Origin of the sequence: Streptomyces sp. NPDC041068, assembly GCF_040647455.1 — a bacterium.
Classification (GTDB): domain Bacteria; phylum Actinomycetota; class Actinomycetes; order Streptomycetales; family Streptomycetaceae; genus Streptomyces.
Genome location: NZ_JBEZCG010000012.1, coordinates 323,408 through 337,667, shown reverse-complemented (window position 1 = coordinate 337,667; position 14,260 = coordinate 323,408). Strand labels below are relative to the sequence as shown.

Genomic DNA, 14,260 nt, shown 5'->3' with positions numbered 1-14,260 from the left:
GACGTCGGCCTCGGCGGCACTCAGGGGTCGGGATCACTCACGGGCCTCTCCTCCACAGGGAGGCATCAGCATCCGCCGCGGGACCGCCGGAGCACTGTGCACCATGCCGTACGCGGCCGGGACCTCGCTGGGTTCGCCCGCACATGCTCGGCCGCCGGGCCCCGCGCGAACCCCGCACAAGCCCCCGCACAAGCCCCTGCGCGAACAACCCCCGCCTCCCGACGGTAGGTTGAGGATCAACGACAGGCGAGGAAGCCCTGTCGACGGGGGAGGCGAGGATGCAGGGCACGGTCCTGGACGGCCGGTACACGCTCGGGGAGCGCATCGGCGCGGGCGGCATGGGCGAGGTGTGGCGGGCCGAGGACTCGCGGCTGCGGCGGCGCGTCGCCGTCAAGGTCCTGAGCACGCCGCGCGGAACGACACCGGACGAGGCGGAGCGCTTCCTCGCCATGTTCGTCCGCGAGGCACGGGCCGCGGCGGCCCTCGACAGCTCGTACATCGTGCCGGTCTTCGACCACGGGTCCGCGGACGGCGTCCCGTATCTGGTGATGCCACTGCTGTCCGGGCGCACCGTAAGGGAGTTGATCCTGGAGACGGGGCCCCTGGCGCCCGAGCGGGTCGCCGTGATCTCCGCGCAGGTCTGCCGGGCCCTGGCCACCGCGCACCGGGCGGGCATCGTCCACCGGGACATCAAGCCGGCGAACGTGATGGTGACGGACGAGGGCACGGTCAAGGTCCTCGACTTCGGCATCGCCAAGTTCCTCGACGCCACCGCCACGGCCGGATATCTGACCGGCACGGCCGACGCTCCGGTGGGCACCCTGCACTACATGGCGCCGGAGCGCTTCACGCGGGGCGCGCACGACGGCCGCTGCGACGTGTACTCGCTGGGCTGCATGGTGCACGAACTCCTCACGGGCACACCGCCGTTCGACGCGGACTCCGCCGCCGCCCTGATGCACGGCCATGTGTACGAGACCCCGGACCGACCGTCGGCCCGCCGCCCGGACCTCGCCCCCGAGTGGGACGACCTGGTCGGCCGGATGCTGGCCAAGCAGCCCGGCGACCGGCCGGACGCGAAGGAGGCTGGGGACGCCCTGGAGGCCCTGGGCGCACGCAACCCGAGCGCCCCTGCCCCGTCGCGGCCCACGCCCGCCTCCCCCACCTCCTACAACCTCGCGCCGCCGCTTCCCCCGATGCCGCAGGCCCCGCCGACGGCCGCAACCGCGGCTCCCACGCCGTCGGCCCCCGCACCATCGGCCCCCGCAGCGTCGACGCCCCCGGCCACCGGCCCGTCCCCGTACGACCAAGTCCCCTCCCCCGTCACCTTCGTGAGCCCCTCCGGCCCGGCCGACAGGTCACGGGCGAAGGTCTGGAGCACGAGTGCGGTCGTGGCGGTGGCCGCGGGCGCGCTGGTGACCGCCCTCACGATCTTCAATCCGTTCGGCGACGGGTCGGAGGACGGCCGGGACGACTCCAAGGGGCAGGGGAACGGCAGTTCTCACGACGGCGGCGACGTCCTGAGCGACGGGGTCACCCAGTCCATGACGCAGGGCCTCACCCTCGGCACCCTGGCCGAGTCCAAGGGCCCCGCCCCCGCCGTCAAGGGCGCCCGCAAGGGAGGCAGGATCACCGTCCTCGAACCGCAGGAGTTCACCTCGCTCGACCCCGGCCTGATGTGGCCCGCAAGCGCCGATCACCAGCTCGCCCGCCTCGTGCACCGCGGACTCACCACGTTCAAGACCGAACCCGGCGGTTCGGTGAAGGTCGTCGGCGACCTCTCCGAGGGCGCGGGGCGCACGACCAACGGCCGCGACTGGACGTTCAGGCTGAAGAGCGGGCTCAAGTACAACGACGGAACGCCCGTGCGCTCCAAGGATTTCCGGTACGCCATCGAGCGCACCCTCAGGCCGGAGCTGGCCACCGGCGACCGGACCCTGCGCACGTTCCTGTACGGCCCCAAGGGTGCCGACGCCAAGTCCCCGAGGAAGGGCGCGATCGAGACGCCGGACGACCGCACGATCGTCTTCCATCTCGCAGGCGTCCACCGGGACTTCAACGTCGCCCTCGCGGGACCGACGGGAGCGCCGCTCCCGGAGGGGACCACCGGCGGGTCCGACCGTTCCGAGCCCGTGCCGTCCACCGGTCCGTACCAGATCAGCGACACCACCGACGCCAGGAACCTCACCCTCACCCGCAACCCCAACTGGCGCAAGGAAACCGACCCGGTGCGCAGCGCGTACCCCGACGGCTACCGGATCCAGACCGGCCTGCAGCTCCAGGAGATCCGGCACCGCATCGGCTCGGCGCCCGCAGGCGAGGCGTTCATGACCTTCACCGGCACCGACGATCCGGCCGGCATCATGGGAGGTCCGGCGGGCAGCGCGAAGTCCGTCGAGTTCCCCACCTGGTACGCGCAGTCGTACGTCATCAACACGGCCAGGGTGAAGAACCTCGGCGTACGCAAGGCCATCGCCACCGCGCTTCCCGGCGACCAGGTCCTCAAGGCGAGCGGTGGGAACGGCCGTCCGATCTCTCACCTGATGCCGCCGGGGGTGCGCGGGTCCCACGACTTCGACGTCCATCACTCGGGCAAGAACGGCGACCCCCAGGCTGCCCGGCTGCTCCTCCAGGAGGCGGACGAGATGGGTTACCGCCTCACCCTCGCCCACCCGGAGACCAGAATGGACAAGGAGCGCGCGGAAGCCGTGCGGGCGGGCCTGGAGCAGGCCGGGTTCAAGGTGACGGTCAAGCAGGTACCGGCCACCACCTTCTGGAGCGACGCGGCGCGCGGCAAGTACGACATGTTCCGCATGGCCGTCGGCGGCGGCATGCCCACCGCCTCCACCTACCTGCCCGACTACTTCGACGGGCGCAACTCCGCCGAGACGTCCAGCAATTACAGCCGCCTCAACGACAAGAAGGTGAACCGGGCGATCGACGCGGCGAACGCCGCGGCGGACCTCAAGGAGGCGGGCAAGCTGTGGTCCGAGGTCAACCGCCTGGTGATGGAGCAGGCGGCGGCGGTACCGGTGTACGTGCCGCGGCGCACCTACCTGTATTCACCGGCGCTGCGCGGCCTGCAGGTCGATCTGACCGGGCTCTCGCCGATCAACTCGTACGTACGCGGGTGAGTTCGGACTGATTTCGGTACGCGGACGGGCGGACGCACACCGGCAGGAGCCGGTCGTGGTCCGCCCGTCGTCAGGTCACCAGTTGTAGACGATGTCCCCGTTGCTGTTGACCATCTTGAACGTTCCGTCCCCCTGGTCGATCACACACCCGAAGCCGCCGTCCCCCGTCGCTCCGCAGAAGGTGTCCGCGCTCGCCGGGGCCGCCATGGCGAGCCCGCCGCCCACGAGGGCGCCGACGGCGGCGAGTGCCGCGGCGAACCTCTTGACCCGCCTGCGACCCGAGGTGGTGGTGTTCCGCTTCATGAGTAACTCCCTACTGCCCATGGGCTCTTGGTCGCAGGGGGTTCGTAGCGGTCGCCCGGCCGGATTGGCGGCATCTCGGCGGGGTCAGCTCGCGGCAGGCGTGGGCACCCACGCGGCGCGCAGGGCCTTCTTGTCCACCTTGCCGACCTTCGTCGTCGGCAGCGCGTCGAGGAGGATCGTCTTCCGGGGCGTGTACAGCTCTCCCAGCTCGGCGGTCACCGCGGCGCCGACCGCGTCCGGGTCGACGTCGGCGCCCTCGGCCGTGGCCAGGAAGATCTGGACGGCCTCCCCGTACTGCTCGTCCGGGACACCGAGCGCCGCCGCGTTGCGCACTCCCGGGAGCGTGAGCAGGAAGTCCTCGAGGACCCGGGAGTAGACGTTGTCGCTGGTGCTGCCGGTGACGATGATGTCCTTGGCCCGGTCGACGAGGTAGAGGTAGCCCTCGGCGTCGAGGTAGCCCATGTCCCCGGTGCGCAGCCAGCCGCCCCGCAGTGCCTCCGCGGTGCGCTCCGGGTCCTCGTAGTAGCCGAGCATCACCGTCTCGCCCCGGACGCACACCTCGCCGACCTGCCGCACCGGCAGCGCCGCCGTGCTGCCCTCGCCACGTATCTCGATCTCGGTGTCGGCTATCGCGCGGCCGCAGCTGCGCCAGAGCTCGGGCCGCTCGGCTCCCTTCTCGACGAGCTCCTCCGCGTCGAACGCGGCGATGCCGAGCGCCTCCGACTGTCCGTAGCCCTGGCTGAGCACCGGACCGAAGACCTCGACCGTCTGCTGCAGGCGGCTGGGCGAGGAGGCCGCGCCGCCGACGACGATCCGGCGCAGCGCGGGCAGGGCGCCCGGCACGCACTCCGGGTGGTCGAGGAGCGCGTACAGCATCGGGGGGACGAACATGGTGGCGGTGATCCGCTCCTCGCGCAGCGCCTCCAGCGCGGCGCCCGCCTCGAACTCGGGCAGCACGACGAGGGCGGACCCTGTCACCAGCGCCTGGAGCGAGGTGAGGTGGCCGCTGCCGTGGGTGAGCAGCGTGGAGACGAGCACCCGGTCCGTGCCCGGGTCCATGGTCGGGAAGAAGCCCGTGAAGTCGGGGTCCTGCGGGGCGTCATCGATCAGGTCCACCAGCACGTTGTAGAGCCGGTGGGTGTGTGCGGCCAGCTTGGGGCGGCCCAGGGTGCCGCCGGTGTAGAGGACGGTGACGGCTTCGTCCGCCGCCGGGGCGGGCACGCCGTCGGGGCGCTCCGCCGGGCACTCGTCCGCCAGGGCCAGCAGGTCGGCACACTCCTCCTCGCAGGGCCCGAGGCCGAGCAGCACGGGGGCGTGGACGCTGCGCCCGGCGGCGTCGGCGGCCCGCCGCGCGAAGAGCGGGTCGGTGACCACGGCGCGTGCCCGGGACTGCTCGACCAGGGCGGCGAGCTCGCCGGGGCCCGGTTCGGGCGGCAGGAACACGACGCGGCAGCCGATGAGATGGACCGCGAGCTGCACCAGGACGGAGTCCACGCGGTTGGCCAGGAAGAGTCCCACTCCGTCGCCGGGCGCGAGTCCCTGGCGGCGCAGCGCGTGGCCCAGACGGAACAGCCGCTGCCGAGCCTCTCCCCGGGTCAGCCGCTGTGTGCCTTGGACGAGTGCCTCGACGTCCTCGTCCTTGTCCCACTGCCCCAGGATGCGGTCCACGTACGTCCGCGGCTCGGTTGTCTGCTGTTCGTTAATGATCATGGACACATGCAAACATGCCACTCAGGAGCCGTGTACTTGTAGGGGCCAACATTCGGCCACCACCTGACGGAGTACCATGCCCCCACCGGCAAGGACAGTTGAATCTTCATACTCCGTCCGCAAAGCGGGGCGGCCGGGCGCGGTGAGGCCTCAGTGCGCCGAACCCGCCCTGAACCCCCGCGGCACCAGCCGTACGACGAGCAGCGTGACGGCCGCGACAATGGCGACCGAGACGTACGCCGTGGTGGTCAGCGCGCTGTCGAAGGCTCCGCGGGCCGTCTCCATCAACCGCTCGCCCTCCGCGCCGCCGAGCGCCCGGGACTTCTCGTAGGCGCCGCCGATCGAGTCGCGCGCGGCGGCGGGTTCGCCGGCCATGCGGTTGGCGTACACCGCTCCGTGCAGGGAGCCGAGCATCGCGACGCCCAGGCCGACGCCGAGTTCGTAGTTGGTCTCGGAGACCGCGCCCGCCTGCCCGGCCCGCTCGGCGGGGACCGCCGAGACCAGCGTCGCGGCGGACGCGGTGATGGCGAGGCCGTCGCCCAGGCCGATGGCGACGAGGACGACGGCGACGTACGGATAGGTGGTGGGCTCGGGCGACAGGGCGAGGACGAGGAACCCCACGAAAAGCCCGGTGAGACCGAGCGCCATCACCGCGCGGACCCCGACGCGCTCCATGAGGCGGGGCGCGAGCAGGGAGCCCGCGAGCGTGGCGAGGGCCGCGGGGAGCGTGCGCAGGCCCGCGGCGAACGGCGAGTACCCGTGGACGTACTGGAGCCACAGGGAGATCAGGAACAGGGCCGCTCCGATGGCGAGCATGGCCATGAGCGTGGCGAGGGCGGCGGCCGTGAAGGCACGGTTCGCGAAGAGGCGTACGTCCAGGAGCGGGTCGGCGAGCCCCAGTTGACGGCGTGCGAACAGCGCGAGCACGGCGATGCCCAGCAGGAGGACGAGGATGTCGCCGACGGCCAGGCTGCCCTTGGCCACGTGCTTGACGCCCCAGGCCAACGACACGACGCCGAGCACGGACAGGACGGCGCTCGGCCAGTCCGGCGGACCGCTTCCGGCGGCCTTGAACTCGGGCAGGAGACGGACGGCCGCGATCACGGTGATCACGACGACGGGCACGTTGACCCAGAAGGCCGCCGACCAGCCGTACGCGCCGACGAGCGCACCGCCGATCAGGGGCCCGACGGCCGCGCCCGCCCCGGCGACGGCGGCCCAGATGCCGATGGCCAGGGTGCGTTCCCGCGGGTCCTCGAAGATGTTTCTGATCAGGGAGAGTGTGCTGGGCATCACCATGGCTCCACCGATGCCCAACAGCACGCGCCCGGCGATGAGTTGACCGGATGTCGTCGCGGTCGCGGCCACCACGGAGGCGACGCCGAAGAGGACGAAGCCGATGACGAACAGGCGCTTGCGGCCGTAGCGGTCGCCGATGGCGCCGGTGGCGACGAGCAGACCGCCGAGGACCAGGCCGTAGATGTCGATGATCCACAGCTGCGCCAGGGCGCTGGGGCGCATGTCGTCGATGAGGGACGGCAGGGCGACGTTGAGGATCGTGGCGTCCATGGCGACCAGCAGGAGGCTGGCGCACAGGACGGCGAGCATCGCCCACCGCCCGCTCTTGGGCATCGGGGGCTCCCCGGCGACCGGGCCTTCGTGCGGGGCTCCGTGCGGCATGGGGCACCTCACCCTCTCGGAGGCCCATGGGCCCGGGGAATGACGACAGAGCTCACCCACCACTTATCCGCACCTTCGCCCGTACGGCAGCTCTACGCCGCATTTGAGTGACGCGCGCTGTTCGAGTGCCGCCCGCTGCCGGGCGGGCCACCCGGGGCACAGGTCGGGGAACGCGGGTCACAGGTCGGGGAGCGCGGCGCGGGCGTGCCGGATCAGGGCGCGGGCCGCCGGGCTCGTCGGCCCTTCGCCCCGCCAGGCCAGCAGGAGGCGGGCGCGCGGCGCGTGGGCGAAGGTGAGCGTCCGCACATGGGGTTCGTGCCTGCGGGCGGTGGCCTCCGCGAGCAGGGCGACGCCCAGGCCGTGGCGGGCGAAGCGGGCCGCCATGTCCGGGTCCCCGGTCTCGAAGGCGACGTTCGGCCGGAAGCCCGCGGCCGTGCACACCTCGTCTGCGCACGTGCGCAGACCCGTGCCCCGCGGCAGGCAGATCAGCGGGCGGGTGCGCAGGGCGTCGGGCGTGATCTCCGCGCGCTCGGCGAGCGGGTCACCGGGCGGGACCGCGGCGACCAGGGCTTCGTCGGCGATCACCTGCGTCCCGGTGTCGGAGGGCAGCGGGACGGAGCCGACGATCACCGCGTCCAGGCGGCCGGCCCGCAGTCCTTGGAGCAGGTGGTCGGCGGGGGCCTCCGTGAGGGAGAGCGCGACGCCCGGATGGCATGCGTGGAACGCCGCGAAGAGGTCGGACAGGTCGACCGGTGTCATCGAGGTGACGGTGCCGAACCGAGCCTGGCCGCGGATCAGGCCGGTGAGTTCACCGACGACGGCGCGGGCCCCTTCGACGGCCTCCAGGGCGGCCCGCGCATAGGGGAGCAGCGCCTCACCGGCCGCGGTGGGGCGCACGGTGCGCCCCTGCCGGTCGAGCAGCCGCTCCCCCACTTCCCTCTCCAACTCCTTGATCTGCGCGCTCACTCCGGGCTGTGTGACGTGCAGACGGGACGCGGCGTGCGTGAAGCTCGCTTCCTCGATCACGGTGACCAGATACTTCAACTGCCGCAGTTCCATAACCTCGGATTCTAACTCGGAGTAGATTCAGTACTTTTACTTGCCCCGCCCTTCGGGCGCATTCTTGAGACGCACCGACCGAACATCCGAAGGGCAAGGCATTTCCATGTCTCGATTCCGCGATCTGCGCGATTACATCGGCCACTTGAAGCGGGAAATCCACGAGGACGACGTACGTACCGTTTCCGGCGCGCAGTGGGATCTGGAAATCGGATGCGTCACCGAGCTTTCCGCGGAGAAGGAAGGCCCCGCCTTGCTCTTCGACGACATTCCCGGCCACCCTTCAGGTTTCCGGGTGTTCACCAACTACATGGGTACGGCGGCGCGTTGCGCGGTGGCTCTGGGCCTCGACGCAGATGCCTCGAAACTGGAGATCGTGCAGGCCTGGAAGGACGGCATCAAGAACCTGGATGCCGTCCCGCCCCAGGAGGTCGAGGACGCGACCGTCTTCGAGAACGTCCTCGAAGGCGCGGACGTGGATCTCACGCTGTTTCCCACCCCGCGCTGGCACGAAGGCGACGGCGGGCGCTACATCGGCACCGCCTGCATGGTCATCACGCGTGATCCCGATACCGGCTGGGTGAACGTCGGCACCTACCGGGCCTGTGTGCAGGGCAGGGACCGTCTGTCGCTGTGGATGCTGGGCAACCGGCACGCCCGGGAGATCGCCGCCAAGTACTGGGCGCGCGGGGAGAGTTGTCCCATTGCCGTGGTGGTCGGATGCGATCCGGTGCTGACCACGGCCGCGGCCATGGCGGCTCCCTACGGCATCTCGGAGTACGACCTGGCCGGCGGGTTGCGCGGGGCGCCCGTCGAGGTCGTGCGGGCCCCGGGCAGCGATCTGCCGATCCCGGCCCACGCCGAGATCGTCATCCAGGGCGAGATGCCGCCCGTGGAGGAGGAGTCGGCCCACGAAGGCCCGTTCGGCGAATGGACCGGGTACTACACGCACTCCGGCCCCGAGACCGTCGTACGCGTACAGCGGATCATGCACCGCGACGACCCCATCATCCTGGGTGCTCCCCCGATGATCCCCACCATCACGGCGGGCGACCAGGCCGTGCCGCTCTACTCGGCGAGCCTCACCTGGGACCATCTGCAGGCCTCCGGTGTGCGGAACATCCGTGGTGTCTGGGCCTTCGCCCGCCAGTTGATGATCGTCGTATCGATCGAGCAGACCGGCCCGCAGGACGCCATGGCGGCGCTCGTCGCCGCGGCCGGACGGCGTCGCAGCGGCGGCATGGAGCGCTACTTCGTCGTCGTCGACGAGGACATCGACGTCACCGACCTCAACCACGTGATGTGGGCGATCTGCACGCGTGTCGACCCGGCCACCTCCCTGCACACCATCCGCTCCACCACGAGCGACATCGACCCGCGCCTGTCCCCGCACCAGCGCGAGAGCGGCGACCGCACCATGGGCATCGTCCTGATCGACGCGTGCAAACCCTATGCGTGGAAGGAGCAGTTCGCCCCGTCCAACCGCTTCGACGAGCCCTACCGCGCGCAGGTCCGTGACCGGTGGAGCGGGCTGCTGCCCCTGTGAACCGGTCCGTGGAGAGGCCCGCGGGGACACCCGGCCCCGCGGAGAGAGAAGACAGCATGTACGCACGCACCAAGCGTCTGGTCGTCGGGATGACCGGGGCGACCGGAGCGATCCTCGGGATCCGCCTCCTCGAAGGCCTGCGGGCCCTGCCGGACGTCGAGACGCACCTCGTCCTGAGCAACTGGGCCCGCTCCACCGTCGAGTTGGAGACTCCTTATACGGTCCGTGAGGTCCAAGACCTCGCCGACGTGCACCACAAGCCGAACGACCAGGGCGCCACCATCTCGTCGGGGTCGTTCCGCACCGACGGCATGGTCGTCGTCCCCTGCAGCGTCAAGACGCTGGCCGGGATCCGGACCGGGTACGCCGACACCCTGCTCGGCCGGGCCGCCGACGTCACCCTCAAGGAGGGGCGGCGCCTCGTCCTGGTCCCCCGCGAGATGCCGCTGAGCCAGATCCATCTGGAGAACATGCTCGCGCTGGCGCGTCAGGGGGTGACAATCCTCCCGCCCGTGCCCGCCTTCTACAACCACCCCCGCTCGATCGACGACATCGTCGACCACATCGTCGCCCGCGTCCTGGACCAGTTCGGTCTGGCGGCGCCCGCGGCCCGCCGCTGGCAAGGACTGCCCGAGGCCCGCAAGGGTCTCGCGGGCCTCACGGCCGAGGCGCCCTCCCGCGGGTGACGCTCACGGCGCCTCGACCACCTCCCGCAGCAGCTGCACCGGATGCCAGGCGTCGCGTTCCGTGCCGTGGAAGATCTGCTGGCGGCAGGAGACGCCCGTGGCGACCACGACCGTCTCGGCGGGTTCCGCCTCGATCGCCGGGAACAGTCGGTCCTCGCCGACCGTCATCGACGTCTCGTAGTGCTCGGACTCGAAGCCGAAGGACCCCGCCATGCCGCAGCAGCCGGCGTCCAGTTCGGTGACCGTCACTCCGGGGATGCGTTCCAGGAGGGCGACGGTCGCGGCCGTGCCCACCTCCGCCTTCTGGTGGCAGTGGCCGTGGTAGAGGAGCGCCCGGCCGGCGAGCCAGGAGTCCTCGCGCAGCCGCAGGCGGCCCGCGTCGATGGCCGCCACCAGGAGTTCCTCGACCTGGCGCACCCGCCCGGCGACATCCGTGACCGCGGGGTCGTCGGGCAACAGGGCCTTGTGCTCGTCGCGCAGGGTCATCAGACAGGAGGGCTCGCAGCCCACGATCGGCGAGCCGGGGTCGGTCGACTCGTGCAGTCGGTGCACGAGCCCGCGTGCCTTGTTCTTCGCGTCGTCGACCAGGCCCTTGGACAGACTGGAGCGTCCGCAGCAGCCGCCGCTCTCCAACCGCACGCCCCAGCCCGCCAGTTCGAGGAGCTCGATGGCGGCGCGGCCGATGCCGGGCTCGGTGTACGTCGTGAAGGAGTCGGCGAGGTAGGTGAGCGTGCCCTGGGTGGGCGTGTGCGGTGCCGGGGCGCGGCGGCGTGACCAGCGCAGCAGGTTCTGCCGGACGAAGACCGGTAGCGGGCGCTGCGGCGCGATGCCGATCAGGCGGTCCATGAGGCGGCGCAGCGGTGCGATGCGGCCCGGCAGGTTGGACAGGGGCGCGGTCGCCGAGCCCAGGCGGTTGAGGACGCGGATCGCGCCGAAGAGGCGGCTGCGCAGGGGAACGCCGTGCAGGTCGTGGTGGTGGGAGAGGGTCTCGCTCTTGAGGGTGGCCATGTCGACGCCGAGGGGGCATTCGCTCTTGCAGGCCTTGCACATCAGGCAGAGATCGAGGATCTCGTGGAGCCGCTCGTCGCCGAGTGCCGTGCGCGGGTCGGGCTCGGACAGGGCCTTGACCAGGGCGCCCGCGCGGCCGCGGGTGGAGTCCTCTTCCTTGCGGGTCGCCATGTAGGAGGGGCACATGGCGCCGCTGCCGGTCTTGCGGCACAGGCCGATGTTCATGCACCGGTCGGCGGCAGCGCGCATCCCGCCGCCGCCCACGACCTCGAAGGCCAGGCGGGTACGCAGGGGTTCGGCGGGTTTCAGGGTCGCGTCGCGCAGGTTGTCCGTCATGGGCTGCGCGTCCACGATCTTGCCGGGGTTGAGGATGCCGTGGGGGTCGAAGAGGTGCTTGACCTGGCGCATCGCCTCGTACAGCTTGTCGCCGAAGATCTCGCGGTTGAACTCGCTGCGTGCCAGACCGTCGCCGTGCTCGCTGGAGTTCACGCCGCCGTACTCGGCGACGAGGTCCTTGATCTCCTCGGCGACGGCACGCATCCTGCCGACGTCGGCCGGGTCGGCGAGGTCGAGGTAGGGGCGGATGTGCAGACAGCCGACCGAGCAGTGGCCGTAGAAGCCGGCCGTCATGCCGTGCCGGTCCAGGACGTCCTTGAACCGCCGTGTGTAGTCGGCGAGATGGGCGGGGTCGACCGCCGTGTCCTCGACGAAGGCGAGCGGGCGCCTGGTGCCGACGCTTGCGGCCATCAGCAGGCCGAGGCCCGCCTTGCGGACCTTCAGGAGCGAGCCCTGCTGGGCCGGGGTGACCGCCTGCAGGGTGTGGTAGCCGTGGCCGTGCCGGGACCAGAGCGCCGTCAACCGCCGCATGCGGTCGACGAGTTCGGCCTCGTCGTCGCCGGTGAAGGAGACGAAGAGCAGGGCTTCGGGTGCGCCCTTGAGGAGGTGGCCGAGCGCCGCGTACTCGATCTTGCGGCGGGAGAGGTCGAGGATCGTGCGGTCCATCAGCTCCACGGCGGACGGGTCGCAGGCCAGGGCGTCCTCCGTCGCCGCGATGGCGTGCGCCACGGACGTGAAGTGGCCCACCGCGATCACCGTGCGGCTCGGCTTGCGCACCAGGTCGACCAGCGCCGTGGTCGCCACGGCCAGCGTACCCTCGGAGCCGACGACGAACTTGGCCAGGTCGAAGGAGGTGTCCTCGCGGGCGAGCCGGTCCAGGCGGTAGCCGCAGGCGCGCCGCCAGTGGGCGGGGAAGCCCTCGGAGATCGCCGCCGCGTTGACCCTGACGATCTCGGGGAGCTCGCGGTAGAGGGCGCCTTCCAAGGTGACCCGCCCTGCCCTGCGCGCCCGTTCGGCCTCGTCGACCGGGGCGAGGCGGGTCCGGGTCGCGTCCGAGAGCACGACGTCGAGCTCTCGGACGTGGTCGATGGTCATGCCGTAGCGCACGGAGCCGCTGCCGGCCGAGTTGTTGCCGATCATCCCGCCGATGGTGGCGCGGTTGCTGGTCGAGGTGTCCGGGCCGAACATCAGGCCCCAGGGGGCCGCGGCGCGGTTGAGCTGGTCCTGCACGACGCCGGTCTCCACCAGGGCTGTTCCGCTGCTCGGGTCGAGCTCCACGATGCGGTTCATATGGCGTGACAGGTCGAGGACGAGGCCGGGGCCGACGGTCTGGCCCGCCAGGCTCGTGCCCGCTCCGCGCGGCACCACGGGTACGTCGTGGGACGCGGCCGCGGCGACCGCGGCGGCGACGTCGTCGGCGTCGCGCGGGAAGACCACGCCCAGGGGCGTGATCGCGTACATGCTGGCGTCCCGGGCGAACAAGTGCCGGGTGTAGTCGTCGAATTGGACTTCACCGTCGAGGTCCTGGGTGAGCTTGTGCCGGAGGCTCTCCGCGCGCGCCTCACTCATGAGGCTCTCGCAGGATGTCCAGGGCGGCGGCGAGTCCGCTCGGGTCGATGCGTACGCCGGCCAGCTGCAGGCCCATCTGTACGCCGGCCAGCGTGCCCGCGAGCGCGAGGTCGCTCAAGTGGCCCAGGTGACCGATCCGGAAGATCCGTCCCGCGAGCTTGCCGAGCCCCGCCCCCAGGGACATGTCGAAGCGCTCCAGGATGATCTCCCGCACCTTGTCGGCGTCCTGCTCGTCGGGCAGGAGGACGGCGGTGAGCGAGGACGAGTACTCGCGTTCGTCCGCGCAGAGCACCTCAAGTCCCCAGCCGCGTACGGCACTTCGGGTGGCCTCGGCGTGCCGGTCGTGGCGCGCGAACACCGCCGGGAGCCCCTCCGCCTCCAGCATGCGCAGCGCTTCGGCGAGCCCGTAGAGGAGGTTGGTGTTGGGGGTGTAGGGGAAGAAGCCGCGCCGGTTCGCCTCGATGATCGGCCGCCAGTCCCAGTAGGACCTGCGCAGCCGTGCGGTGCGGGAGGCGGCGAGGGCCTTGTCGCTGACGGCGTTGAAGCCGAGGCCCGGCGGGAGCATCAGCCCCTTCTGGGATCCGGCCACCGTGACGTCGACGCCCCATGCGTCGTGGCGGTAGTCGATGGAGCCGAGCGAGGAGATGGTGTCGACGAGGAGCAGCGCGGGGTGCCCCGTCGCGTCGATCGCCTGCCGGATCTCGGCCACTCTGCTGGTGACGCCGGTCGACGTTTCGTTGTGCACCACGCAGACGGCCTTGACGGTGTGGACGGTGTCGGCGGCGAGGCGTTCGGCGATGGCTTCCGGGTCGGCTCCGTGGCGCCAGTCCCCGGGGATGAAGTCGACGTACAACCCGAGGTCGGCGGCCATGCGCTGCCAGAGCGTGGCGAAGTGGCCGGTCTCGACGCACAGCACCCGGTCCCCCGTGCTGAGCGTGTTGACCAGGGCCGCCTCCCAGGCGCCCGTGCCGGACCCGGGGAAGACCACGACGGGGCCCGAGGTCCCGAAGACGGGCCCCAGCGCGGCGAGCAACTCGGTGGTGAGCGCGGCGAATTCGGGGCCGCGGTGGTCGATGGTCGGCGCCGCGATGGCGCGGAGCACCTGGTCGGGGATGTTGGTGGGGCCTGGAATCTGTAAGAAGTGCCGCCCGGTTCGAGAGGTCACTGTGGCCAACTCCCTTGAGAAGCGTGCCGCATTGTGGCACGATGTGTCGTAAGGTGGCACGCGG

The 14,260-nt window shown here is 71.3% G+C and carries 9 protein-coding genes; 3 read left to right on the top strand and 6 right to left on the bottom strand.

Features of this window, described 5'->3' with window-relative positions:
- Positions 1 to 278: 278 nt before the first annotated feature.
- The gene (locus tag AB0B50_RS28125; RefSeq protein WP_362337690.1) at positions 279 to 3,134 is read left to right on the top strand and encodes an ABC transporter substrate-binding protein; all 2,856 of its coding nucleotides are present in this window, start codon (positions 279 to 281) and stop codon (positions 3,132 to 3,134) included.
- 75 nt (positions 3,135 to 3,209) lie between these two features.
- Here the strand turns inward: AB0B50_RS28125 and AB0B50_RS28120 are convergent, their stop codons facing one another.
- From AB0B50_RS28120 to AB0B50_RS28105, 4 genes are all read right to left on the bottom strand, one after another.
- Positions 3,210 to 3,437, bottom strand: a complete 228-nt coding sequence (locus tag AB0B50_RS28120; protein ID WP_362337687.1) for a hypothetical protein — start codon at positions 3,435 to 3,437, stop codon at positions 3,210 to 3,212.
- An 84-nt stretch (positions 3,438 to 3,521) separates the two neighbouring features.
- Entirely contained in the window at positions 3,522 to 5,147 is a 1,626-nt protein-coding gene (locus tag AB0B50_RS28115; RefSeq protein ID WP_362337684.1) for an AMP-binding protein, read from the bottom strand.
- A gap of 150 nt (positions 5,148 to 5,297) precedes the next feature.
- Positions 5,298 to 6,827, bottom strand: coding sequence for an MFS transporter (locus AB0B50_RS28110; RefSeq protein ID WP_362337681.1), 1,530 nt, complete (start codon positions 6,825 to 6,827; stop codon positions 5,298 to 5,300).
- A gap of 177 nt (positions 6,828 to 7,004) precedes the next feature.
- Entirely contained in the window at positions 7,005 to 7,886 is an 882-nt protein-coding gene (locus AB0B50_RS28105) for a LysR family transcriptional regulator (RefSeq protein ID WP_362337678.1), read from the bottom strand.
- 106 nt (positions 7,887 to 7,992) lie between these two features.
- Between AB0B50_RS28105 and AB0B50_RS28100 the strand changes: the two genes are divergently transcribed.
- Positions 7,993 to 9,432 (top strand): UbiD family decarboxylase, encoded by a 1,440-nt coding sequence (locus tag AB0B50_RS28100; protein WP_362337675.1) that lies wholly within the window; start codon positions 7,993 to 7,995, stop codon positions 9,430 to 9,432.
- 56 nt (positions 9,433 to 9,488) lie between these two features.
- Entirely contained in the window at positions 9,489 to 10,118 is a 630-nt protein-coding gene (locus AB0B50_RS28095; protein WP_362337672.1) for a non-oxidative hydroxyarylic acid decarboxylases subunit B, read from the top strand.
- A 3-nt stretch (positions 10,119 to 10,121) separates the two neighbouring features.
- Here the strand turns inward: AB0B50_RS28095 and AB0B50_RS28090 are convergent, their stop codons facing one another.
- Positions 10,122 to 13,031, bottom strand: a complete 2,910-nt coding sequence (locus AB0B50_RS28090) for an FAD-linked oxidase C-terminal domain-containing protein (protein WP_362337669.1) — start codon at positions 13,029 to 13,031, stop codon at positions 10,122 to 10,124.
- On the bottom strand, positions 13,024 to 14,196 hold the full coding sequence (locus tag AB0B50_RS28085; protein ID WP_362337665.1) for an aminotransferase class V-fold PLP-dependent enzyme: 1,173 nt from the start codon (positions 14,194 to 14,196) through the stop codon (positions 13,024 to 13,026). The genes AB0B50_RS28090 and AB0B50_RS28085 overlap by 8 nt, the downstream gene beginning before the upstream one ends.
- Positions 14,197 to 14,260 lie beyond the last annotated feature (64 nt).

Bases quoted from the DNA above. Each gene is read 5' to 3' on its own strand.
- AB0B50_RS28125 (WP_362337690.1), top strand. From the start codon at position 279: ATGCAGGGCACGGTCCTGGACGGCCGGTACACGCTCGGGGAGCGCATC.
- AB0B50_RS28100 (WP_362337675.1), top strand. From the start codon at position 7,993: ATGTCTCGATTCCGCGATCTGCGCGATTACATCGGCCACTTGAAGCGG.
- AB0B50_RS28115 (WP_362337684.1), bottom strand. From the start codon at position 5,147: ATGATCATTAACGAACAGCAGACAACCGAGCCGCGGACGTACGTGGAC.
- AB0B50_RS28110 (WP_362337681.1), bottom strand. From the start codon at position 6,827: ATGCCGCACGGAGCCCCGCACGAAGGCCCGGTCGCCGGGGAGCCCCCG.
- AB0B50_RS28105 (WP_362337678.1), bottom strand. From the start codon at position 7,886: ATGGAACTGCGGCAGTTGAAGTATCTGGTCACCGTGATCGAGGAAGCG.
- AB0B50_RS28120 (WP_362337687.1), bottom strand. From the start codon at position 3,437: ATGAAGCGGAACACCACCACCTCGGGTCGCAGGCGGGTCAAGAGGTTC.
- AB0B50_RS28090 (WP_362337669.1), bottom strand. From the start codon at position 13,031: ATGAGTGAGGCGCGCGCGGAGAGCCTCCGGCACAAGCTCACCCAGGAC.
- AB0B50_RS28095 (WP_362337672.1), top strand. From the start codon at position 9,489: ATGTACGCACGCACCAAGCGTCTGGTCGTCGGGATGACCGGGGCGACC.